Annotated in this window: 41 protein-coding genes; 33 read left to right on the plus strand and 8 right to left on the minus strand. The window is 33.8% G+C overall.

All coding sequences use genetic code 11. The features are described 5' to 3' along the window. The first annotated feature begins 3 nt into the window (after positions 1–3). The 33 genes from rplD (at position 4) to rpsI (ending at position 17,737) form a co-directional block, all read left to right on the plus strand. Positions 4–627 carry a 50S ribosomal protein L4 gene (gene rplD, locus CD129_RS02255; RefSeq protein ID WP_078356960.1) on the plus strand — a complete coding sequence of 208 codons (624 nt, stop codon included), beginning with the start codon at positions 4–6 and terminating at the stop codon, positions 625–627. After that, positions 627–905 (plus strand): 50S ribosomal protein L23, encoded by a 279-nt coding sequence (gene rplW, locus CD129_RS02260; RefSeq protein WP_025906794.1) that lies wholly within the window; start codon positions 627–629, stop codon positions 903–905. Before rplD ends, rplW begins: the two co-directional genes overlap by 1 nt. 31 nt (positions 906–936) lie before the next feature. Next, positions 937–1,770: a 50S ribosomal protein L2 gene (rplB, locus tag CD129_RS02265; protein WP_078356959.1), complete on the plus strand. Its 834-nt coding sequence runs from the start codon at positions 937–939 to the stop codon at positions 1,768–1,770. 64 nt (positions 1,771–1,834) lie between these two features. Continuing rightward, positions 1,835–2,113: a 30S ribosomal protein S19 gene (gene rpsS / locus CD129_RS02270; RefSeq protein WP_078356958.1), complete on the plus strand. Its 279-nt coding sequence runs from the start codon at positions 1,835–1,837 to the stop codon at positions 2,111–2,113. Between the two features lie 25 nt (positions 2,114–2,138). Further along, positions 2,139–2,498 (plus strand): 50S ribosomal protein L22, encoded by a 360-nt coding sequence (gene rplV / locus CD129_RS02275; RefSeq protein ID WP_078356957.1) that lies wholly within the window; start codon positions 2,139–2,141, stop codon positions 2,496–2,498. A 28-nt stretch (positions 2,499–2,526) separates the two neighbouring features. Next, on the plus strand, positions 2,527–3,180 hold the full coding sequence (rpsC, locus tag CD129_RS02280) for a 30S ribosomal protein S3 (protein ID WP_025906790.1): 654 nt from the start codon (positions 2,527–2,529) through the stop codon (positions 3,178–3,180). A gap of 2 nt (positions 3,181–3,182) precedes the next feature. Continuing rightward, a complete protein-coding gene (gene rplP, locus CD129_RS02285) occupies positions 3,183–3,617 on the plus strand; it encodes a 50S ribosomal protein L16 (RefSeq protein WP_016911099.1) in 435 nt (144 codons plus the stop codon). After that, entirely contained in the window at positions 3,607–3,822 is a 216-nt protein-coding gene (rpmC, locus tag CD129_RS02290; protein WP_016998808.1) for a 50S ribosomal protein L29, read from the plus strand. Before rplP ends, rpmC begins: the two co-directional genes overlap by 11 nt. Positions 3,823–3,845: 23 nt before the next feature. Beyond that, a complete protein-coding gene (gene rpsQ, locus CD129_RS02295) occupies positions 3,846–4,109 on the plus strand; it encodes a 30S ribosomal protein S17 (RefSeq protein WP_016911101.1) in 264 nt (87 codons plus the stop codon). A gap of 33 nt (positions 4,110–4,142) precedes the next feature. Beyond that, positions 4,143–4,511, plus strand: a complete 369-nt coding sequence (gene rplN / locus CD129_RS02300) for a 50S ribosomal protein L14 (RefSeq protein ID WP_016911102.1) — start codon at positions 4,143–4,145, stop codon at positions 4,509–4,511. A 43-nt stretch (positions 4,512–4,554) separates the two neighbouring features. Beyond that, on the plus strand, positions 4,555–4,875 hold the full coding sequence (rplX, locus tag CD129_RS02305; protein WP_078356956.1) for a 50S ribosomal protein L24: 321 nt from the start codon (positions 4,555–4,557) through the stop codon (positions 4,873–4,875). Positions 4,876–4,900: 25 nt separating this feature from the next. After that, positions 4,901–5,440 (plus strand): 50S ribosomal protein L5, encoded by a 540-nt coding sequence (gene rplE, locus CD129_RS02310; RefSeq protein WP_078356955.1) that lies wholly within the window; start codon positions 4,901–4,903, stop codon positions 5,438–5,440. A gap of 27 nt (positions 5,441–5,467) precedes the next feature. Beyond that, on the plus strand, positions 5,468–5,653 hold the full coding sequence (locus CD129_RS02315) for a type Z 30S ribosomal protein S14 (protein WP_016998812.1): 186 nt from the start codon (positions 5,468–5,470) through the stop codon (positions 5,651–5,653). A 29-nt stretch (positions 5,654–5,682) separates the two neighbouring features. Beyond that, a complete protein-coding gene (gene rpsH / locus CD129_RS02320) occupies positions 5,683–6,081 on the plus strand; it encodes a 30S ribosomal protein S8 (RefSeq protein WP_078356954.1) in 399 nt (132 codons plus the stop codon). Positions 6,082–6,110: 29 nt separating this feature from the next. Next, complete coding sequence (rplF, locus tag CD129_RS02325; protein WP_078356953.1) at positions 6,111–6,647, plus strand: 50S ribosomal protein L6; 537 nt, start codon at positions 6,111–6,113, stop codon at positions 6,645–6,647. Between the two features lie 28 nt (positions 6,648–6,675). Then, positions 6,676–7,038, plus strand: a complete 363-nt coding sequence (gene rplR / locus CD129_RS02330) for a 50S ribosomal protein L18 (protein WP_078356952.1) — start codon at positions 6,676–6,678, stop codon at positions 7,036–7,038. Between the two features lie 18 nt (positions 7,039–7,056). Next, a complete protein-coding gene (rpsE, locus tag CD129_RS02335) occupies positions 7,057–7,557 on the plus strand; it encodes a 30S ribosomal protein S5 (RefSeq protein WP_078356951.1) in 501 nt (166 codons plus the stop codon). Between the two features lie 16 nt (positions 7,558–7,573). Next, positions 7,574–7,753: a 50S ribosomal protein L30 gene (gene rpmD, locus CD129_RS02340; protein WP_078356950.1), complete on the plus strand. Its 180-nt coding sequence runs from the start codon at positions 7,574–7,576 to the stop codon at positions 7,751–7,753. A 30-nt stretch (positions 7,754–7,783) separates the two neighbouring features. Next, a complete protein-coding gene (gene rplO, locus CD129_RS02345) occupies positions 7,784–8,224 on the plus strand; it encodes a 50S ribosomal protein L15 (RefSeq protein ID WP_107509253.1) in 441 nt (146 codons plus the stop codon). Continuing rightward, positions 8,224–9,525 carry a preprotein translocase subunit SecY gene (secY, locus tag CD129_RS02350; protein WP_115337183.1) on the plus strand — a complete coding sequence of 434 codons (1,302 nt, stop codon included), beginning with the start codon at positions 8,224–8,226 and terminating at the stop codon, positions 9,523–9,525. Before rplO ends, secY begins: the two co-directional genes overlap by 1 nt. A gap of 18 nt (positions 9,526–9,543) precedes the next feature. Next, the gene (locus CD129_RS02355) at positions 9,544–10,191 is read left to right on the plus strand and encodes an adenylate kinase (protein WP_078356947.1); all 648 of its coding nucleotides are present in this window, start codon (positions 9,544–9,546) and stop codon (positions 10,189–10,191) included. A gap of 307 nt (positions 10,192–10,498) precedes the next feature. Beyond that, a complete protein-coding gene (gene infA / locus CD129_RS02360; RefSeq protein ID WP_001118443.1) occupies positions 10,499–10,717 on the plus strand; it encodes a translation initiation factor IF-1 in 219 nt (72 codons plus the stop codon). Positions 10,718–10,749: 32 nt separating this feature from the next. Then, positions 10,750–10,863: a 50S ribosomal protein L36 gene (rpmJ, locus tag CD129_RS02365; protein WP_003156543.1), complete on the plus strand. Its 114-nt coding sequence runs from the start codon at positions 10,750–10,752 to the stop codon at positions 10,861–10,863. A 20-nt stretch (positions 10,864–10,883) separates the two neighbouring features. Then, complete coding sequence (gene rpsM, locus CD129_RS02370; RefSeq protein WP_078356946.1) at positions 10,884–11,249, plus strand: 30S ribosomal protein S13; 366 nt, start codon at positions 10,884–10,886, stop codon at positions 11,247–11,249. 22 nt (positions 11,250–11,271) lie between these two features. After that, positions 11,272–11,661: a 30S ribosomal protein S11 gene (gene rpsK, locus CD129_RS02375; protein ID WP_078356945.1), complete on the plus strand. Its 390-nt coding sequence runs from the start codon at positions 11,272–11,274 to the stop codon at positions 11,659–11,661. 82 nt (positions 11,662–11,743) lie between these two features. Then, positions 11,744–12,688 carry a DNA-directed RNA polymerase subunit alpha gene (locus tag CD129_RS02380; protein WP_078356944.1) on the plus strand — a complete coding sequence of 315 codons (945 nt, stop codon included), beginning with the start codon at positions 11,744–11,746 and terminating at the stop codon, positions 12,686–12,688. Positions 12,689–12,704: 16 nt separating this feature from the next. Then, on the plus strand, positions 12,705–13,070 hold the full coding sequence (gene rplQ, locus CD129_RS02385; RefSeq protein WP_078356943.1) for a 50S ribosomal protein L17: 366 nt from the start codon (positions 12,705–12,707) through the stop codon (positions 13,068–13,070). Between the two features lie 335 nt (positions 13,071–13,405). Next, complete coding sequence (locus CD129_RS02390) at positions 13,406–14,212, plus strand: energy-coupling factor transporter ATPase (protein ID WP_107509254.1); 807 nt, start codon at positions 13,406–13,408, stop codon at positions 14,210–14,212. Next, the gene (locus CD129_RS02395; RefSeq protein WP_078356941.1) at positions 14,209–15,072 is read left to right on the plus strand and encodes an energy-coupling factor transporter ATPase; all 864 of its coding nucleotides are present in this window, start codon (positions 14,209–14,211) and stop codon (positions 15,070–15,072) included. Before CD129_RS02390 ends, CD129_RS02395 begins: the two co-directional genes overlap by 4 nt. After that, positions 15,065–15,862, plus strand: coding sequence for an energy-coupling factor transporter transmembrane component T family protein (locus CD129_RS02400; RefSeq protein ID WP_078356940.1), 798 nt, complete (start codon positions 15,065–15,067; stop codon positions 15,860–15,862). The genes CD129_RS02395 and CD129_RS02400 overlap by 8 nt, the downstream gene beginning before the upstream one ends. A 10-nt stretch (positions 15,863–15,872) precedes the next feature. Beyond that, positions 15,873–16,676 (plus strand): tRNA pseudouridine(38-40) synthase TruA, encoded by an 804-nt coding sequence (truA, locus tag CD129_RS02405; RefSeq protein WP_115337184.1) that lies wholly within the window; start codon positions 15,873–15,875, stop codon positions 16,674–16,676. A gap of 211 nt (positions 16,677–16,887) precedes the next feature. Then, positions 16,888–17,325, plus strand: a complete 438-nt coding sequence (rplM, locus tag CD129_RS02410) for a 50S ribosomal protein L13 (RefSeq protein ID WP_078356938.1) — start codon at positions 16,888–16,890, stop codon at positions 17,323–17,325. A gap of 19 nt (positions 17,326–17,344) precedes the next feature. Then, entirely contained in the window at positions 17,345–17,737 is a 393-nt protein-coding gene (rpsI, locus tag CD129_RS02415; protein ID WP_078356937.1) for a 30S ribosomal protein S9, read from the plus strand. A 155-nt stretch (positions 17,738–17,892) separates the two neighbouring features. On the opposite strand, the gene CD129_RS02420 is transcribed toward rpsI, so the two are convergent. From CD129_RS02420 to CD129_RS13380, 8 genes are all read right to left on the minus strand, one after another. Next, positions 17,893–18,306, minus strand: a complete 414-nt coding sequence (locus tag CD129_RS02420) for a hypothetical protein (RefSeq protein ID WP_115337185.1) — start codon at positions 18,304–18,306, stop codon at positions 17,893–17,895. A gap of 77 nt (positions 18,307–18,383) precedes the next feature. Then, positions 18,384–18,752: a hypothetical protein gene (locus tag CD129_RS02425; RefSeq protein ID WP_069827548.1), complete on the minus strand. Its 369-nt coding sequence runs from the start codon at positions 18,750–18,752 to the stop codon at positions 18,384–18,386. A 28-nt stretch (positions 18,753–18,780) separates the two neighbouring features. After that, complete coding sequence (locus CD129_RS02430; RefSeq protein WP_115337186.1) at positions 18,781–19,827, minus strand: tyrosine-type recombinase/integrase; 1,047 nt, start codon at positions 19,825–19,827, stop codon at positions 18,781–18,783. Between the two features lie 19 nt (positions 19,828–19,846). Continuing rightward, the gene (locus CD129_RS02435; protein ID WP_003757092.1) at positions 19,847–20,035 is read right to left on the minus strand and encodes a MerR family transcriptional regulator; all 189 of its coding nucleotides are present in this window, start codon (positions 20,033–20,035) and stop codon (positions 19,847–19,849) included. A gap of 27 nt (positions 20,036–20,062) precedes the next feature. After that, complete coding sequence (locus CD129_RS02440; RefSeq protein ID WP_119542423.1) at positions 20,063–20,821, minus strand: rolling circle replication-associated protein; 759 nt, start codon at positions 20,819–20,821, stop codon at positions 20,063–20,065. Positions 20,822–20,992: 171 nt separating this feature from the next. Beyond that, entirely contained in the window at positions 20,993–21,310 is a 318-nt protein-coding gene (locus CD129_RS02445; protein WP_115337188.1) for a hypothetical protein, read from the minus strand. A gap of 115 nt (positions 21,311–21,425) precedes the next feature. After that, positions 21,426–21,770, minus strand: coding sequence for a hypothetical protein (locus tag CD129_RS13375; protein ID WP_243832025.1), 345 nt, complete (start codon positions 21,768–21,770; stop codon positions 21,426–21,428). A gap of 75 nt (positions 21,771–21,845) precedes the next feature. Next, positions 21,846–22,527: FtsK/SpoIIIE domain-containing protein (locus CD129_RS13380; protein WP_256681889.1), on the minus strand; the 682-nt coding region annotated here is incomplete at its 5' end.

The following is a 22,527-nucleotide window of genomic DNA, read 5'->3' on the forward strand; positions in this document are numbered from 1 at the left end:
ATTATGGCTAATATTGATGTATTAAAAGTAGATGGTTCTAAATCAGGATCTATCGAATTAAATGATAGTGTATTTGGTATCGAACCAAACCAACACGTATTATTCGAAGCAGTCAACTTACAACGTGCTTCATTACGCCAAGGTACTCACGCAGTTAAGAATCGTTCAGCAGTTCGTGGTGGTGGACGTAAACCTTGGAAACAAAAAGGTACAGGTCGTGCTCGTCAAGGTACAATCCGTGCGCCACAATGGCGTGGTGGTGGTATCGTATTCGGTCCTACACCAAGAAGTTATTCTTACAAAATGCCTAAGAAAATGCGTCGTTTAGCATTACGTTCTGCATTATCAGCAAAAGTAAGTGATAACGAATTAACTGTTTTAGAAGCATTCAACTTTGATGCGCCTAAAACTAAAGAATTCAAAAATGTAATGAGCAATTTAGAGCTTTCTAAAAAAGTTTTATTCATCGTTGATACTGTTGAAAGTAACGTTGAACTATCAGCTCGTAACATTCCAGGTGTTAAAGTTATTGACGCTCAAAGCTTAAACGTATTAGATATTTTAGGTTCTAGCAAAGTCGTAATAACTAAAGCAGCAGTGGATAAAGTAGAGGAGGTGCTCGCATAATGGAAGCAAGAGATGTTATTAAGCGCCCCGTAATCACAGAAAAATCTTCATCAGATATGGCTTTAGATAAATACACATTTGATGTTGATACACGTGCTAACAAAACACAAGTTAAAATCGCAATCGAAGAAATTTTCGACGTGAAAGTAGACACAGTAAACATCATGAACGTTAAAGCGAAAGCTAAACGTGTTGGTCGTTACAATGGTTTCACTAACAAACGTCGTAAAGCAATCGTAACTCTAAAAGAAGGTTCTTCAATAGACCTATTTAACTAAAAACAATTACCACTAAGGAGGTAAAACGACAATGGCTCTTAAAAAGTATAAGCCAATTACAAATGGTCGTCGTAATATGACATCTTCAGATTTCGCTGAAATTACATCAACGACTCCTGAAAAGTCACTATTACAACCGCTTCCGAGAAAAGCGGGACGTAACAACCAAGGTAAATTGACAGTTCGTCACAGAGGTGGCGGTCATAAACGTCAATACCGTGTAATTGATTTCAAACGTAATAAAGATGGAATTCCTGCTAAAGTATCAACTATCGAGTATGATCCAAACCGTTCAGCTAATATTGCATTAGTTGTATACGCAGATGGTGAAAAAAGATATATACTTGCGCCTAAAGGCTTAAAAGTAGGACAACAAATTTTCAATGGTTCAGAAGCAGATATCAAAGTTGGTAATGCATTAGCATTAACAGATATCCCAGTTGGTACTACAATTCACAATATCGAATTAAAACCAGGTAAAGGTGGACAATTAGTCCGTTCTGCTGGTACAAGTGCTCAAGTACTTGGTAAAGAAGGCAAATACGTATTAGTTCGTCTTAAATCAGGTGAAGTTCGTATGATCTTATCTACTTGTCGTGCAACAATCGGTCAAGTTGGTAATGAACAACACGAATTAATCACAATTGGTAAAGCAGGTCGTTCTAGATGGATGGGCAAACGTCCAACAGTTCGTGGTTCTGTAATGAACCCTAACGATCACCCACACGGTGGTGGTGAAGGTCGTACACCAATCGGTCTTAAATCACCAATGTCTCCATGGGGCAAACCAACACTTGGTAAGAAAACTCGTAAACAAAGCCAACGTTCATCTAAATTCATCGTTCGTGGTCGTAAGAAAAAATAATAATACCTTATTTACGTGTGCGGCTTAGATGCCGCGCGCAATAAATAAGAAGGGAGGCGCCATAATGGCTCGTAGTCTTAAAAAAGGACCTTTCGTTGATGATCATTTAATGAAAAAAATTGAATCTCAAAACGAAGGTGAAAAAAAATCAGTTATTAAAACATGGTCTCGTCGTTCAACAGTATTTCCTGACTTCATCGGACATACAATAGCAGTATATGATGGTCGTAAACATGTACCAGTATTCATTACTGAAGATATGGTTGGACACAAATTAGGAGAGTTTGCACCTACACGTACTTATAAAGGTCATGCTGCAGACGACAAGAAGACTAAACGCTAATTTCTAAATAGAGGAGGAAGTCACAATGGAAGCAAAAGCGGTTGCTAGAACAATAAGAATCGCACCTCGTAAAGTGAGATTAGTTTTAGATCTTATTAGAGGTAAAGAAGTGGCAGAAGCAATTGCCATCTTAAAATTAACTAACAAAGCAACATCACCTGTAGTTGAAAAATTATTAATGTCAGCATTAGCAAATGCAGAACATAATTATGATTTAAATCCTGACACATTAGTTATAAAAGAAGCTTATGCTAATGAAGGACCTACATTAAAACGTTTCCGTCCACGTGCACAAGGTCGTGCAAGTGCGATCAACAAACGTACTAGTCATATTACAATCGTAGTTGGCGAAAAAGAAGCTAAAGAAGAAGTTAAAGAAGCATAATTAACTAAATCATTAAGGAGGGAATATAGTGGGTCAAAAAATTAATCCAATCGGACTTCGTGTCGGTGTAATTCGTGACTGGGAAGCAAAGTGGTATGCTGGTAAAGACTTCGCAACACTTTTACATGAAGACTTAAAAGTTCGTAAATATATCGCAGAAGCATTAAAAGAAGCTTCAGTTTCAAGTGTTGAAATTGAGCGTGCAGCAAACCGTATCAATATCGCAATCCACACTGGTAAGCCAGGTATGGTTATTGGTAAAGGCGGTTCTGAAATCGAAAAATTACGTAACAAATTAAACGCATTGACTAACAAAAAAGTACACATCAACGTTATTGAAATCAAAAAAGTTGATTTAGATGCAACATTGGTAGCAAATAACATTGCTCGTCAATTAGAAAATCGTGTATCTTTCCGTCGTGCTCAAAAACAAGCTATCCAACGTGCAATGAAATTGGGAGCTAAAGGTATCAAAACACAAGTATCTGGTCGTTTAGGTGGCGCAGATATCGCTCGTGCAGAACAATATTCAGAAGGAACTGTTCCACTTCATACACTACGTGCAGACATTGATTTCGCACATGAAGAAGCCGACACTACTTACGGTAAATTAGGTGTAAAAGTATGGATCTACCGTGGAGAAGTTCTTCCTACAAAGAAGTCTAGTGAAGGAGGAAAATAATAATGTTATTACCAAAACGTGTTAAATTCCGTCGTCAACATCGTCCTAAAACAACTGGTCGTTCAAAAGGCGGAAATGAAGTAACATTTGGTGAATATGGTTTACAAGCTCAAACAGCAGCTTGGATTACATCTCGTCAAATCGAATCAGCTCGTATCGCAATGACACGTTATATGAAACGTGGCGGAAAAGTATGGATCAAAATATTCCCACATACACCATATACTAAAAAACCTTTAGAAGTACGTATGGGTTCAGGTAAAGGTGCAGTTGAAGGTTGGGTAGCAGTAGTTAAACCAGGACGTATCTTGTTCGAAATCGCTGGTGTTCAAGAAGAAGTAGCACGTGAAGCATTACGTCTTGCTGCACACAAACTTCCAGTAAAATCTAAGTTTGTAAAACGTGAAGAATTGGGTGGTGACACAAATGAAAGCTAAGGATATCAGAAATTTAACCACTACTGAAATTGAAAAAGAAATCAAAGAAGCTAAAGAACAATTATTCAACTTACGCTTTCAGTTAGCAACTGGTCAACTTGAAGAGACTGCTAACATTCGAAAAGTTAAAAAAACGATTGCACGTCTTAAAACAATCGTACGTGAAAGAGAAATCGAAGAAGAGAAAGCAGCAGATAATAAATAATCAAGTAGAGGAGGTTCATTACTGTGAGTGAAAGAAATGACCGCAAAGTTTACGTTGGTAAAGTAGTTTCAGATAAAATGGACAAAACTATTACAGTAGTTGTAGAAACTTACAAAACTCATAAATTATATGGTAAACGTGTAAAATATTCAAAAAAATATAAAACACATGATGAAAACAATTCAGCAAAAATGGGCGATATCGTTAAGATTGCAGAAACACGTCCTTTATCATCAACTAAGCGTTTCCGTCTAGTTGAAATCGTTGAAGAATCAGTAATTATTTAATAGAAGTATAAAGATAAGGGAGGTCAAACAAAGATGATCCAACAAGAAACACGTTTAAAAGTAGCAGACAACTCTGGTGCTCGTGAAGTATTAACAATCAAAGTTTTAGGCGGATCTGGTCGTAAGACAGCTAACATTGGTGATGTTATCGTCGTTACTGTTAAAAATGCTACACCAGGTGGCGTTGTTAAAAAAGGTGAAGTTGTTAAAGCTGTTGTTGTACGTACTAAATCAGGTGTACGTCGTGAAGATGGCTCTTACATCAAATTTGACGAAAATGCATGTGTAATCATCCGTGATGACAAAGGTCCACGTGGTACACGTATATTCGGTCCTGTAGCGCGTGAATTACGTGAAGGTAACTTCATGAAGATCGTTTCTCTAGCGCCAGAGGTACTTTAATCTATAATGATAAAAAACAAAATTCCTAAGGAGGTGCCTACACATGCACGTACGTAAAGGTGACAACGTAATCGTTATCTCAGGTAAAGATAAAGGTAAAACTGGTAAAGTTTTAGAAGCATTACCTAAAAAGGAACGCGTAGTGGTAGAAGGTGTTAACGTTATTAAAAAACACCAAAAACCAACTCAGTTAAATCCAGAAGGTGGTATCTTAGAAACAGAAGGTACTATCCACGTATCAAACGTTCAATTACTTGATCCTAAGACAAATGAACCAACTCGTGTTGGATTTAAAGTAGTAGATGGTAAAAAAGTTCGTATCGCTAAAAAATCTGGCGAAGAAATTAAATCATCAAAAGAATAATTATTAAGTGAAAGGAGGATCCACTTTGACACGTTTAAAAGAAAAGTTTAATAATGAAATTTCTGCTGAGTTAGTTAAGAAATTTAACTATGATTCAGTTATGCAAGTACCAAAAATCGAAAAAATAGTTGTAAACATGGGTATCGGTGATGCAGTTCAAAACTCTAAAGTTTTAGATTCTGCTGTTGAAGAACTTCAAACAATCACAGGTCAAAAACCATTAGTAACTAAAGCTAAAAAATCTATTGCGACTTTCCGTCTTCGTGAAGGCATGCCTATCGGTGCGAAAGTTACATTACGTGGAGAAAGAATGTATGAATTCTTTGATAAATTAATCTCAGTTTCATTACCACGTGTACGTGACTTCCGTGGTATCTCTAAAAAAGCATTCGACGGTCGTGGAAATTACACTTTAGGTGTTAAGGAACAATTAATTTTCCCTGAAATCGACTATGATAAAGTAAGTAAAGTACGAGGAATGGATATCGTTATCGTTACAACTGCTAACACTGACGAGGAAGCTCGTGAATTGTTATCACAATTCGGTATGCCATTTCAAAAGTAATCTCTAATTATAAAGGAGGCTAATTAAGTGGCTAAAAAATCAATGATCGCTAAACAACAACGTAAACAAAAATTCGGTGTTCGTGAATACACGCGTTGTGAACGTTGTGGACGTCCACACTCAGTATATCGTAAATTCAAACTTTGCCGTATTTGTTTCCGTGAACTAGCATACAAAGGCCAGATTCCTGGCGTACGTAAAGCTAGCTGGTAAACTCAAAAGAATGAAAGGAGGAAACACAAATGACAATGTCAGATCCAATTGCAGATATGTTAACTCGCGTGCGTAACGCAAACATGGTACGTCACGAAAAATTAGAGTTACCTGCATCAAACATTAAAAAAGAAATCGCTGAAATCCTTAAAAAAGAAGGATTTGTAAAAAGCGTAGAATATATCGAAGATGATAAGCAAGGTGTTATCCGTATGTTCCTTAAATATGGTCAAAACAACGAGCGAGTTATCACAGGTTTAAAACGTATTTCTAAACCAGGTTTACGTGTTTATGCTAAAGCTGACGAACTTCCAAAAGTTCTTAACGGTTTAGGTGTTGCACTTGTTTCTACATCTGAAGGTGTTTTAACTGATAAAGATGCTAGACAACGTGGAATCGGTGGAGAAGTATTAGCTTATATCTGGTAATTATAAAATTATAAGGAGGTGCCCACATAATGAGCCGTGTTGGTAAGAAAATAATTGAGATCCCTGCTGATGTTACTGTTACTATCAAAGATAATACAGTTACAGTTAAAGGATCAAAAGGTGAATTAACTAGTACTTTTAATGAAGAAATGACATATAAACAAGAGGACAACAGCTTAGAAGTTGTACGTCCATCTGACTCTAAAGAGCACAAAACTGTACATGGTACAACTCGTGCATTGATCGCTAACATGATTGAAGGTGTATCTAAAGGTTTCGAGAAAAACTTAGAACTTATTGGTGTTGGTTACCGTGCCCAAATGCAAGGTAAAAATATCATCTTAAATGTTGGTTATTCTCATCCTGTAGAAATCGTTGCTGAAGATGGAATTACATTATCAGTAGACAAAAACACTAAAGTTAAAGTAGAAGGTATTTCAAAAGAACGAGTTGGAGCAACTGCTTCTTACATTCGTTCAATCCGTCCACCAGAACCTTATAAAGGTAAAGGTATTCGTTACGAAGGCGAATATGTTCGTCGTAAAGAAGGTAAAACTGGTAAGTAATCATTAACATTAAGAAAGGAGCACTAACATGATCGCTAAAATCGACAAAAATAAAGTTCGTTTGAAAAGACATGCTCGCGTGCGTTCAAAATTAGCTGGAACAAGCGAAAAACCACGTTTAAATGTATATCGTTCAAACAAACATATTTATGCTCAAATTATTGATGACTTAAATGGCGTAACAATCGCTCAAGCATCAAGTTTAGATAAAGAATTAAACCTAGAGCAATCAGGTAATGTAGAAGCAGCAGCTAAAATAGGCGAAATCGTTGCAAAACGTGCGTCAGAAAAAGGCGTTGAAGCTGTAGTATTTGATCGTGGGGGATATTTATACCACGGACGTATCAAAGCATTAGCTGATTCAGCTCGTGAAAACGGACTTCAATTTTAATTTAAAGGAGGGACACTCATGCGTCGTAAAGAACAAGAAGTTAAAGAATTTGAAGAGCGCGTAGTTACGATTAACCGTGTAGCTAAAGTAGTTAAAGGTGGTCGTCGTTTCCGTTTTACAGCTTTAGTAGTTGTTGGAGATAAAAATGGTCGCGTAGGTTTCGGTACTGGTAAAGCTCAAGAGGTACCTGAAGCAATTAAAAAAGCAGTGGAAGATGCTAAGAAAGATTTAGTAACAGTTCCACGTGTTGAAGGAACTACTCCTCACCAAGTTATTGGACGTTTTGGTGCAGGTCGTGTTTTAATTAAACCAGCAGCACCTGGTACAGGTGTTATTGCAGGTGGACCAGTTCGTGCGGTATTAGAACTTGCTGGTATCACTGATATCTTAAGTAAATCATTAGGTTCTAACACACCTATTAATATGGTTCGTGCTACAATTGAAGGACTTAAAGAACTTAAAAATGCCGAACAAGTAGCTAGTCTACGCGGTAAATCAGTAGAAGAATTATTAAATTAAGGAGGGAACAAAGACTATGGCTAAATTAGAAATTACCCTCACTCGTAGCGTTATTGGTCGTCCTGAAACACAACGCAAGACAGTTCAAGCGCTAGGACTTAAAAAAACAAACTCAACTGTAGTAGTTGAAGATAATCCTGCGATTCGTGGGCAAATCGAAAAAGTAAGTCACTTACTAAAAGTTTCTGAAAAATAAATTCATCTAAAGTATTAAGGAGGTGCCAAAATGAAATTACATGAGTTGAAACCAGTTAAAGGTGCTCGTAAAGAACGTAACCGTGTTGGTCGTGGTATGGCTACAGGTAATGGTAAAACAAGTGGTCGTGGTACTAAAGGACAAAAAGCACGTTCAGGTGGCGGTGTTCGTTTAGGTTTCGAAGGTGGACAATTACCATTATTCCGTCGTTTACCAAAACGTGGGTTCACTAACATTAACCGTAAAGAATATGCAATTGTTAATCTTGATCAATTAAATCGTTTCGAAGATGGAACTGAAATTACTCCAGCTTTATTAGTAGAGTCAGGTGTTGTTAAATCTGAAAAATCAGGTGTTAAAGTTTTAGGAAACGGTTCATTAGAAAAGAAATTAACAATAAAAGCTCATAAATTCTCAGCTTCAGCAATTGAAGCAATCGAAGGTAAGGGCGGAACGCATGAGGTGATCTAATGTTTGAAACGATCGTTAGTTTTTTGAAGACTAAAGATATTCGTAACAAGATATTATTCACACTAGCAATGCTCGTTATATTTAAAGTTGGAACTTATATTCCAGCACCTGGTGTTAATCCAGAAGCTTTTAATCAAAATAAAGGTTCGCAAGGTATTACCGATTTGTTTAATACATTCGGTGGAGGTGCCTTGCAGAACTTCTCTATTTTAGCAATGGGTATTATGCCTTATATTACTGCTTCAATCGTAATGCAATTATTACAAATGGATGTTGTACCTAAGTTTACTGAATGGGCTAAACAAGGTGAAGTTGGTCGTAAAAAGATTAATCAATTTACGCGTTACTTTACGATTGTTTTAGCATTCGTTCAAGGCTTAGGTATGTCGTATTCATTTAATAATATGCTGGGTGGTAATTTGATTCAAAATACTTCAGTGTTAAATTATTTGTTAATAGCATTAGTTTTAACTGCAGGAACAGCTTTCTTAATGTGGTTAGGTGAGCAGATAACTCAATTCGGAGTTGGTAATGGTATTTCTATTATTATCTTCGCTGGTATTTTATCTTCTATGCCAAACTCATTAATTCAATTTTACCAACAGAGTTTTGTTGGTGCAGATGATACAACTATGGCTTGGTTAAAAGCGATTGGCTTATTTGTTGGAATGATCTTACTTACAGTCGGTGCAGTTTATGTACTTCAAGCTATTCGTAAAATTCCTATCCAATATGCTAAGCGTCAACAACAAGGTACTGGTGGTTCATTATCTGCAAATGCAACATATTTACCTTTGAAAGTTAATGCAGCTGGTGTAATTCCTGTAATATTTGCGATGGCATTTTTCATGCTTCCGAAGACATTAACATTGTTCTTCCCTGATCAAGATTGGGCGCAAACAGTTACGACTTACGCAGATCCATCTCATAATATCGGTATGATTGTTTATGTTATTTTAATTATAGCGTTCGCATACTTTTATGCATTTGTTCAGGTTAATCCTGAGAAAATGGCAGAAAACTTACAAAAACAAGGTAGTTATGTACCGGGTATTAGACCTGGAGAACAAACTAAAAAATACATCACTAGAGTGCTCTATCGTTTAACGTTTGTGGGATCAATATTCTTAGCTTTAATTTCTATTATTCCAATATTAGCTATTAAGTTAATGAGTTTGCCTCAAGCAATACAAGTTGGTGGTACAAGCTTACTAATCGTTATCGGTGTTGCAATTGAAACAATGAAGACTTTAGAAGCTCAACTCAATCAACGAGAATATAGAGGCTTTAGAAGACGATAAGCAAGTAGGAGGGTTTTAATGAACATCATTTTAATGGGTTTACCTGGTGCAGGTAAAGGAACTCAAGCGAGTGAAATTGTTAAGAAATACCCTATTCCTCATATCTCAACTGGTGATATGTTCCGTAAAGCTATCAAAGATGAGACTGACCTTGGTAAAGAGGCTAAATCTTACATGGATGGTGGAGAACTTGTTCCAGATGAAGTGACTATAGGTATCGTTAGAGAAAGACTAGCTGAAGAAGATGCAAAAAAAGGATTCTTGCTAGATGGTTTTCCTCGTACAGTAGAACAAGCTGATGCATTAAATGAAATCTTAAGTGAATTAGACCGCAAAGTAGATGCTGTTATTAACATTGAAGTTGCTGAAGAAGAACTTATGAATCGTTTAACTGGCAGACGTATTTGTGAAGTATGCGGCACAACGTATCATTTAGTATTTAATCCACCAAAAGTTGAAGGTGTTTGTGATCTAGACGGAGGTAAATTATACCAACGTGAAGATGATAACCCTGAAACAGTAGCAAATCGTTTAAGTGTTAACGTTAAACAAACAAAACCACTTTTAGATTTCTATGAAAATCAAGGTGTCCTTAAAAACATCGATGGTTCTCGACAAATTGATAATGTTACTGAAGATGTTATTCAAATTCTTGAATCATTATAGTAATGACGCTTTCACCCCGAATTCGCCTAACTTTAGGTGGTTCTTGAACGCGTGAATGCGTTCAATTTTAAGAATCAAGATAGTATTTAGGTTTTTGAAATACAATCGGAGTGATTACGAGAAGCGATAAGTATTTGAAGTGTTGTCGAATGCAAATCTTAAGTATTAAATCATCCCAATTTTATAAACCTGTGCTTATTCTATGTGATTTAATCACCTAAAGTATGTCTCTAATTTTGGACCAGGTTTTATAACATGAAATACATCCGTATTTCACGAGAATGAATAGAAAAAGGGGGAAATGATCATGGCTAAACAAGATGTAATCGAATTAGAAGGTACTGTATTAGATACTTTACCAAACGCTATGTTTAAAGTAGAATTAGAAAATGGACATGAAATTTTAGCACACGTTAGTGGTAAAATCCGTATGAACTATATTAGAATTCTACCTGGCGACAAAGTAACAGTTGAAATGTCTCCGTATGACCTAACACGCGGAAGAATCACTTATCGTTATAAATAATCGTCACTCCAAATACAAGGAGGTATACAAAGATGAAAGTAAGACCATCAGTAAAACCAATTTGCGAAAAATGTAAAGTAATTCGTCGTAAAGGTAAAGTAATGGTGATTTGTGAAAATCCAAAACACAAACAAAAACAAGGCTAATAAAAGAGAGGTGTAAATAAATGGCTCGTATTGCAGGTATTGACGTACCACGTGAGAAACGCGTAGTAATTTCGTTAACTTACGTATATGGTATCGGAAAAACAACAGCACAAAAAATTCTTAAAGAAGCAAATGTATCTGAAAGCACACGTGTTCGTGATTTAACTGATGACGAATTAGGTCGTATCCGTGAAGTTGTAGATGGTTACAAAGTTGAAGGGGACCTTCGTCGTGAAAGAAACTTAAACATCAAACGTTTAATGGAAATCGCTTCATATCGTGGAATTCGCCACCGTCGTGGTTTACCAGTTCGTGGTCAAAACACTAAGAACAATGCGCGTACGCGTAAAGGACCAGTTAAAACAGTAGCGAACAAGAAAAAATAATAAGTAAAGGAGGCACATATAAATGGCACGTAAACAAGTATCTCGTAAACGTAAAGTGAAAAAGAATATTGAAAGTGGAATGGCTCACATTCGCTCAACATTCAACAATACAATCGTAACGATCACTGATGAGTTTGGTAATGCATTATCATGGTCTTCAGCAGGTGCGTTAGGATTCAAAGGTTCAAAAAAATCAACTCCTTTTGCAGCTCAAATGGCTTCAGAAACAGCTTCAAAAGCTGCTATGGAACATGGTTTGAAAACTGTAGAAGTTACAGTTAAAGGTCCTGGCCCAGGTCGTGAATCAGCGATCCGTGCGTTACAATCTGCTGGATTAGAAATTACAGCTATCAGAGACGTAACACCAGTTCCTCATAACGGATGTCGTCCACCAAAACGTCGTCGTGTATAATTTTTGTTAGTTCTAACGTTCAAGAGTCACTGGATAGAAATTAATAAAGTTTAATCGACGTTTATAAGGAGGATATATTTAAATGATTGAAATCGAAAAACCTAGAATTGAAACAATAGAAGTTAGTGATGATTCTACATTCGGTAAGTTCGTTGTTGAACCGCTAGAACGTGGTTATGGTACAACACTAGGCAACTCCTTACGTCGTATCCTATTATCTTCATTACCAGGTGCGGCAGTTAAAAATATCGAAATTGAAGGTGTTCTTCACGAATTCTCAGCAGTTGAAAATGTAGTTGAGGATGTTACAACTATCATTATGAACATCAAGAAATTAGCTCTTAAAATATATTCAGAAGAAGACAAAACACTGGAAATCGATATTAAAGATGAAGGTGAAGTTACTGCGAAAGATATCATGCATGATAGTGATGTTGAAATTTTAAATCCAGATTTAAAAATTGCAACTGTTTCTAAAGGTGGACACCTAAAGATGCGCTTAATTGCTAATAAAGGTCGCGGATATGCTTTAGCTGAAAAAAATAACACAAGTGATTTGCCAATTGGTGTCGTTCCAATTGATTCACTTTATTCTCCAGTAAATCGTGTTAACTACACAGTTGAAAATACGCGTGTAGGGCAAAGTAGTGATTATGATAAATTAACACTTGATGTTTGGACAGATGGATCTTTATCTCCTCAAGAAGCAGTTTCTTTAGGTGCTAAAATCATGACTGAACACTTAAACATTTTTGTTAATTTAACTGATGAAGCACAAAATGCTGAAATCATGATTGAAAAAGAAGAAGATCAAAAAGAAAAAGTACTTGAAATGTCTATTGAAGAATTAGATTTATCAGTACGTTCTTATAATTGTCTAAAACGTGCAGGTATTAACTCTGTACAAGAATTAGCAGACAAATCTGAGGCAGATATGATGAAAGTTAGAAACTTAGGTCGTAAGTCTCTTGAAGAAGTTAAATATAAATTAGAAGATCTTGGTCTTGGTTTAAGAAAAGAAGACTAATAAAGGAGGTTAATTCATGGGTTACAGAAAATTAGGTCGTACTTCTGATCAACGTAAAGCAATGTTACGTGACTTAGCTACTCAACTTATCGTTTCTGAACGCATTGAGACTACAGAAGCTCGTGCAAAAGAACTACGTAAAGTTGTTGATAACTTAATTACTTTAGGTAAAAAAGGTGATTTAGCTTCACGTCGTAGAGCAGCTGAAACTTTACGTGACGTTAAAATCTTAGAAGATGACAAAACAATTACAGTATTACAAAAATTATTCAATGATGTTGCGCCACGCTATGAAGAGCGTCAAGGTGGATATACTCGTATCATGAAAGTTGGTCCACGTCGCGGTGACGGTGCTGAATCAGTAATTATTGAATTAGTATAATTTATTCTTTATTGAAGTGGCGTAAGTCACTTCAATCATTCTTTATAAATACAGTTTATTTAACACACACAAAGCAAATGAGTGCAATGATAATGTTTACCACACATAGATATTGTCTAGCTCAGAGTACTCCACCACATTTGAATGACTTATCGCGTGAACTCGTCTATGGTGGAGTGCGCGCTTTTTTATTTTCAAATCCGTTTATACGGATTTTTTTTATGCATAAATTTATCTGCTATAACTCATCATACTTTTGAGGCAATTAATGATTACATTTTCGTATGTATGCTGTAAAATAAAGAAGTAATTAACTTGTTGAAGGATGAATTTAAATGGTGCAGGAAAAAATTATTAGGTTCGCTAATGTTACATTTAAATATGATGAAAATGAACCAGCTGCACTACGCGATGTTACATTTGATATCGAAAAAGGTAAGTGGACGTCAATTGTGGGGCATAATGGTTCAGGGAAATCTACAATTGCTAAATTATTGATGGGTATTAATCAAAAATATATTGGCAACATTAATGTAGGTGAACTAACACTTTCTGAAGACTCAATAGATGAAGTCAGAAAACATATTGGTATAGTCTTTCAAAATCCAGATAATCAATTTATTGGTTCTACAGTAGAATATGACGTTGCTTTCGGTATGGAAAATCAAAGTGTTGAGTATGACATCATGCATCAAACTGTTGACTCAGTATTAAATGAAGTCGATATGACTGATATGAAGTCCTTTGAGCCGAGTCATTTATCTGGTGGTCAAAAACAACGAGTAGCGATTGCTGGTATTTTGGCAATGTCTCCAGATATTATGATTCTTGATGAGGCTACAGCTATGTTAGATCCTGAAGGAAAAGAAAGTATCATGAATTTAATTAAATCTATTCAAGATCAACATCAGTTAACTGTAATATCTATCACACATGATTTGGAAGAGGCTATCAATGCAGATGAAATTATCGTAATGAATAAAGGTCAAGTATATAAACAAGATGTGCCACAAGAAATATTTAAAGACGGCGCATATTTAAATGAAATTGGATTAGACTTGCCTTTCTCAATGAGAATGAATTATTTGTTGCATAACAACTATAAATTCACGACTTTTGAACAGTTGGTGAATCGTCTATGAAAATAATCTTTGATAATGTAACTTATGATTATAGTATAAAAACACCGTTTCAATATAGAGCTTTAAAAAACATTTCAACAACATTCGATAAATCTAAATTTTATGCAATAGTGGGCCAAACCGGTTCTGGTAAATCAACATTGATTCAACATTTAAATGCTATTTTAAAGCCGACTGAAGGACAACTTATAATTGATGATACGATTATTACTAAAAAGACAAAGTCTAAGAAGTTAGCGCCAGTTCGTAAGAAGGTTGGTATCGTATTTCAATTTGCTGAACACCAATTATTTGAAGATACAGTAGAAAAGGATATTATATTTGGTCCTCTTAACTATGGAATAGAAAAAGAAGCTGCTATTAATAAAGCTGAAGAATTAATAGATTTATTAGGAATGGAAAGAAGTATTTTAAAGAGATCTCCTTTTGAGCTCTCAGGAGGCCAAAAGAGAAGGATTGCAATCGCAGGTGTATTAGCTATGGAACCTGAGATACTTGTCCTTGACGAGCCTACAGTTGGCTTAGATCCAAGAGGACAACATGACATGATGGAATTGTTTAATGAAATTCATCAAACTCTAGGTATTACAATAATACTCATTTCTCATCAAATGGATATTGTACTTAAGTATGCAGATGAGGTTAAAGTTATAAAAGCTGGTGAAATAGTAGCAGAGGATAAACCTGTTAATATATTTATGAATCAAGAACTACTTAATCAAACTCACCTGCAAGCGCCTAAAATTATTCAACTTCAAAGAGCAGTTGAAAATAAATACAATATGAAGTTTGATCAGATAGCAACTTCTGAAGAGATGTTTAAAGATATGTATGAAAAGCAGGTGAAACGTTATGACTGATAAAATGATAATTGGTCGTTATATACCTGGAGATACAATCATTCATCGTTTAGATTCTAGAATGAAAATGATATACGTATTTTTATTTATGGTATTAATTTTCTTTTGTAACACTTGGGCTTCATATGCATTTATGCTCTTGTCTGTATTCGTTATTATGTATTTATCTAAAATAAGATTTTGGTTTCTTATTAAAGGTTTAACTCCGGTTATGATTTTATTTATTTTTACATTTATTATGCATTTAATTGTAACTAAAGGTGGACCTGTTGTCTTAGATTTAAAGATATTTACAATTGAAGAGAACGGTATTAAGCAAGGTGCGTTTATTGTATTAAGACTTGTATTATTAGTGATGATTTCAACAATTATGACATTAACTACAAGTCCGATAAGCTTAACAGACGCTATAGAATCTATGCTAAGACCACTTAAAAAAATAAAGTTTCCAGTACATGAATTAGCTATGATGATGTCTATATCACTAAGATTTATTCCAACTTTAATGGATGAATTAGATAGAATTATTAAAGCTCAAACTTCAAGAGGATCAGATGTAACAGCAGGAAGTATTTTTAGTAGACTAAAAGCTATTATACCTTTATTGATACCGATGTTTATTTCAGCGTTTAAAAGAGCTGATGATTTAGCAGTGGCCATGGAATCTAGAGGATATAATGCTTCCAATCAACGAACAACATATCGTAAACTAAAATGGAAATTACGAGATAGCCTTGCATTAGCAACTATTCTTCTAATAGCCATATTATTATATTTATTAAGGAATTGAGGTGCAAACTTTGAGGATGTTAGTTAAAATTTCATATCACGGTGGTCAGTTTATGGGATTTCAAGTTCAACATCATGAGCGTACCGTGCAATATGAATTTGAAAGAATTCTAAAGAGAATGCATCAGACATTTGTTAGAATACACCCTTCAAGTAGAACAGATAAAGGTGTTCATGCAATCGAACAATATTTTCATTTTGATACACATTTAAATATCGCGCCAGATAGATGGATGTATGCTTTTAATTCTGCATTACCTAAAGATATATATGTACAAAGTGTCGAACAAATTAAAGATGATTTTCATTGTAGATATGATTGTGTAGGTAAGAAATATCGGTACAAAGTGTATATAGACGAAGCAAAACATATATTTGAACATGATACAAAAGTTCAACAAAAGAAACCGGTAAATATACAAGAGATGAAAGAAGCAGCAAAACACTTTTTAGGAACACATGATTTCACAAGTTTTTGTTCTCAAAAAACGGAAGTGCAAAATAAAATTCGTACAATCTATCAAAGTGAAGTAAACGAAACACAAGATGGGTTTGAATTTGTCGTAACTGGGTCGGGTTTTCTTTATAACATGGTCCGTGTGATGGTTGCCTATCTAATACTTGTAGGTGAAGAAAAGAGAAGCGGCAACGAAATTCATACTTTACTTGAAGAGCGTGATAGAAAAAAAATACCCCATACAGCGCCAGCACATGGACTGTATTTAGAAAAAATATATTTAGACAAAGAAGAACTAATTAATGAATTTGGAAGAAATATCGAAATATGTAATAAAAATTCATCAGAAAATGTTTAAAACCAATTGACAAAAAGCTAAATAAATTATATTATAGTTAACGGTATTGTTTTATATCCACCACCACGATAAGCCCCGGAATCTTATTGTGTTTTAAGATATAGAAGCAGGAATCAGATAACGGAATTTAAGATGTATGTTTTTTTCTTTGGTACAGGTTAATTCATACATCTTAACCAAGAACTTTTTTAAATTTTAGGAGGACACTACAATGCGTCAAACATTTATGGCTAATGAAGCAAACATCGATCGCAAATGGTATGTTGTTGATGCTGAAGGACAAACGTTAGGTCGTTTATCATCAGAAATCGCAACAATCTTACGCGGTAAACATAAAGTAACTTATACACCACACGTTGATACAGGGGATAACGTTATTATTATTAACGCTGAAAAAATCTACTTATCAGGTAACAAAGAACAAGATAAAATTTACTACCGTCACTCAAATCACCCAGGTGGAATCAAATCAGTTTCTGCTGGTGAATTAAAAGAGAAAAACCCAATTCGTTTATTAGAAACATCTATTAAAGGTATGTTACCTAAAAATAAACTTGGTGAAAAACAAGGTAAAAAATTATTCGTATATGCTGGTGCAGAGCATCCACATGCTGCACAACAACCTGAAAACTACGAGTTACGTGGTTAATTAAGAGGAGGATACTACATTGGCACAAGTTGAATATCAAGGCACAGGTCGTCGTAAAAATTCAGTAGCACGTGTACGTTTAGTACCTGGTGAAGGTAACGTAACAATTAACAAACGTGACGTACGTGACTACTTACCATTTGAATCATTAATTTTAGATTTAAACCAACCATTTGATGTAACTGAAACTAAAGGAAACTATGATGTTTTAGTTAACGTACAAGGTGGAGGTTTCACAGGACAAGCACAAGCTATCCGTCACGGAATTGCACGTGCATTGTTAGAAGCAGATCCAGAATACCGTGGTTCTTTAAAACGCGCTGGATTACTTACTCGTGACCCACGTATGAAAGAACGTAAGAAACCTGGTCTTAAAGGTGCTCGTCGTTCACCACAATTCTCAAAACGTTAATATTATTTCAAATATATCATCGTTTTGGACGATTATATGGTGGAAATTGGTGTAATAATCAATTAATCATCTATATATTAAGAAAAGCATCAGCATAATTGCTGGTGCTTTTTTTATTTAATATTAAATAATATTCTAAGTTATACATACAGAAATTATCTCGAATTTATAGCATATATATACGCTATATAATTTGCAAGATCACCTACACGTTTTCGATGAATATTTTCTTTTTCGTCTCCTAAATCAGAATTAATTTTGAAGACATTAAACCAAGATACATCGAGATTTTTTGACTCAAATAGTCTCTTAATAATGTTTAGCTTTACAAGTAGTCCATCATGAATAGCACTTCTGTTTTTATCACGATCAATTCTTTGTTGTTTGCTTAACAATAACCAGCTACTTCTTTCTTTTGTATACTTAGAACATGCATTGATAAGGTCATTCCAATATTCCATTTCTTCAGAATTATTTAAGTCTATATCTTGAACAATAGTGCTATAAATTTTCTCGCTTTCTTCAAAAGATAAAACATCTTTATCTTTTGTTAAATAAGTTGGTATCAAATTATTCTTCCCCCTTTAAATATTCATTCTTTTAGAACTAATATATTAATATTATACATTAAAAATGTTTAGTGAAATTAAAGTTTATCAATTAAATAAAGTCTATTTTTAATTAATTCAGTTTGTGGTAATGTTAATGGAGTGATAAACAGTATATTTTCTTTTACTTCTTTATAGTTAAAGAAGTATATATAACGACCGTTAAACTCAATAATTTGTTTATTAACTAAAAGTGATTTATGCCAAGATTGATTAGGTTCAAGTTTAGATGTTGGTACAATCAAAATATTATCTTGAAAGTAAAAGTTAAATTCACTTGAAAAATTGTCGTCAGTTAGAAGTTTAAAGTTTTCTCGCGAAATAGGTATCTGTTCAAATTCTTGTGTATGTGCATCAAATCTATTTATAATTTTATTTATTCCAAAAGCAAATGTTGTATTGTTCATTTCATTGGTAACCTCCCCAGTAGTATAATTATTTTAAAGAATTTAGTAAATCTAAAGCATCAGCGTCTTGCTGGTGTTTTTTTTCGGGCATTAATTCTAAATAATAATTTTGAGTTGTTAATATTGAACTATGTCCTAAACGTTTTGAGATATAGTCTAATCTTAAATTATCGTTTGAAAACAAAAATGATGCATGTGTATCATTTAATCCATGAAAAGTTGTACGTTCAATTTTAAGTTCATCAAGCATTTTAGCCAATATTTCAGATTGCTTAAAACCGTCTCTTCCAAATATATAGCCATTATTTTTCTCTTGAACTGTTATTAAAAGATCATAGACTTCTTTATTGATACTAACATCGCGTTTAGAGTGCTTTGTTTTTAATAGTATATCATCACTATGAGGACTTATTGAGCGTTTAATACGTATACCATATTCATAAATATCCTCTTTCTTAATTCCTAGTAATTCGCCTCGACGTGCACCTGTTTCTAATGCAAGAAGTACTAAAATATGAAAATCATTTTTCGGATTGTTAAGCAAGTAAGATCTTAGCCTTTTAAAATCAGTTATAGATAGTGCTTTATTTCTTTTGTCTAATTCTTTACCTCTAGTTTTTACAAGTCCAGCAAAGTCAGATGAAAGTAACCCACGACCATATGCATAACGTAGTGAAGTTCTAATTTTTAATAGTACCTCAGTAGTAGTTTTTCTTGAATGAGTTTTACCGTATTCATCTATCTTCATTTGGACAACAATATCTTTTAAATCACTTAACTTTGTATCTCTAAATAGTTGTTTTACAATAGGTATCGTTCTCGTATAATTCATAAATGTAGCAGGTCTAACATCATTCTTTTTAACTAAATGAACCCAGTTTTCAAAAAAGGTAGCAAATGATTCATTCCTACTAGCTAGATCAACTCCATTTCCTTTAGCAATTTCATTTTGCATTGCCCAACGTTTTGCTTCTGTAAGTGTTTTAAATGTCTTTGAAATACGATTGTTTATACCATTTTTATAGTTAGATATTTGTACTCTGTATGATTTACCTCGTTTTGTTATTGTTGCCATAACAGTAATACCTCAATTCTTAATTTATTGATTGTTCAAGAATGAAGTTTTCCAATTCTTTTATTGTGTATCGTTCATGCTTTCCAACCATAAATCTTTTTAATTTATCAGAACTTCTAATGTATTTATCAAATGATTTTGGATCTACACCTAAAAATTTTGATGCTTGCTCTCTCGTTAGTAAAAAAGGTAATTTTAAATCTTCCATAAAATCACTCCTTTAATTTTATCAATGTTATAATTTGATTTTTTTGTATTTGACTTTGTTATTAACTAGCTTTCCGTTTTTATATGCTTTTGAATAGTAATTTTTCTCATAAACTACTTGCTGTTTTTCAAAAAGTTTTTCATCAGAAAGTACTTTAAATTCTTCAACTTTTTTTAAATTTCTAGAAGAATAGTAAGATTTCTTCCCCATACTTTCAAGTAACTCTTGTGACATACCTTTTTCCATATATTTTGCAACATATATCCCTGCATTAGCAGCGTCATCTATTTCATGTATTTTATTAATTCTAACAGCACCATGTCGCCAAATTTTTAATAGTTTGCTGTGAGGTACAAATGGAATGTTAAATAACATCATGTGTACATGCCATGCACCACGTTTTTGTTTTTCTAATACGGCGATATATTTTATTTGTCTCTTTTTTGTGCCTAATACATTATAGTTTAAACGTGTTACAAATTTATCGAACATGTTATTAAATATAGATCTGTTAGTGACATTCTCTTTTGTTGTAAGTGTTAAGAAGCTTGTTCTATTGTCAAAATTTACATCAACTAAACGAACCAGATTCCATTTAGCACGCTGTCGTGTTCTTGCTAATCTTTTTAATTTTAAATCTTTTTCATCACTGTTTAATTCATCAAATTCCAAATCGCTTTCTTTCTTATTTTTATTACTAACTTCAAAATCAGATACAATAGGGTATTCATATTCATAAATTTCAATATATGAATTTGTACGGATTATTTTTTTGTTATACGTCATACAAATAATCCTCCAATTTTCTAGAAACGTTTGCCTATATAATAAATAAACTAGGAGGGCAAAGCCCTCCATACTTCTAAATCATGTTTACCTATGTAACGCTCCGCTAACACGCTTCCAGCTTGCCGGCAGTTGCCGGCAGTATACATAGGGGTACATAATAAGAAGTATTTATTTTGTTTTGGATAACACGTCAGTACAACTAAACCATAAGTTACCATTGAATTGTCCAATTTGAAGATCCTTTAATACAACGGGTATTGTTTTATTATTTTTTAAATCATTTACTGATAGAGTAGGGTTTAAATTTTTGACTTTAATATTTATCATCTCCATAAAAAAAGGAGACTCGTCATCTTGAATGCTTATGTTGAGTTTATAAGCATCTAATTTTCCTGTTTCATGATGTAATACTTCCGTATATCCTTTTACAGCTAAAAAGTCATTACCTAAAGCTTCTGCATTTAAAAAATCGTTTAATTTAATCATTTATATAATCCTCATTTCATAATTTAATATGTTTATTTTGACTGTCCTTATCACTCCGTGATGATCTACTTTTTTAATCCATTCGGTAAACCTTTGAATGAATTAAAAATGTAGATTACTCTCTTGATTGTTCTGGAATATATTTTTTCAATTCCTCAATAAAGTTAAATTGTTCTGAATCAATATATGGACTTTCATAATAATGTGCTTGTTCTTTGCCACTGCCATGTAAGTAAAGGAGTCCAGCACCTTTCACCTCAATTGGAATATTTACATCTGGGGTAGCGGAACCAAACATCATACGTAGACCTTCTGAACTGTTAAAACCTAGTGAGACTCTTAGAGAAAAGTTATCTCTTAATTCTGTACTTAAGTTATTAGCATTGATTTGTTGGCCAGCAATTAATATAAAACACCCAGCTTGGCGACCTAACAATATGATTTGCTTAATTCTATCCATTGTTTCATTAATTATCTCTTTAGACTTTTTATCTGTGCCATATGCCTGAAAAGATCCAATTTCATCAAATAGAATCTACATAGGTTTATAGCCATGGTCTTCATAGTTTGAACCATAAATAAAATTGTCGTTCATGTAATCGTATCTTCTTTGCATTTCTTCAATAGCTAGACGTACAACCTTTGATATATTTGTAGGTGTTGTTGCTACTTTTTCTTGCCCAAGATAGTATGATAAAGATCCTAAATCACTGTTCTTAGGATCACATAGAAATAGGGTAGACTTTTGTTTTAAAAATTCAATTAATAGATAGGTTATAAACATACTTTTACCACTTCCCGTACCACCAGAAATCAAAATATGAGGTGACTTAGCTGGATTATACATTACACCATATCCAAGATTAATTTCAGTTGAATTATTGTATTCTACGTTTTGTGTAGTAACCTCTAACCTTTGTGGTTTATTAATCATAAAATGATATTCAGTTGTGTTATGCTTTATGATTTTTTCATCAATTGATAAATCCAAAAGTCCTTGCAACTCAATTTCCATATTTTGTATTTTGTTATCAAAGTAATTCCCAGACATCAAAGCAAAAATGATTATTTCATTCTCAGTAATAGAATAAGAAAATCTTGATGAGGTAACAATTCCGTTTGAGGCTTCGCTATATAACTTATTATTGATAATGAACTTTAATATTTCATGGTTAAGAGCATACATTTCGTTATATTTATTTTTAATAAATTTAATT

Source organism: Mammaliicoccus fleurettii, from assembly GCF_003970575.1.
Taxonomy (GTDB): domain Bacteria; phylum Bacillota; class Bacilli; order Staphylococcales; family Staphylococcaceae; genus Mammaliicoccus; species Mammaliicoccus fleurettii.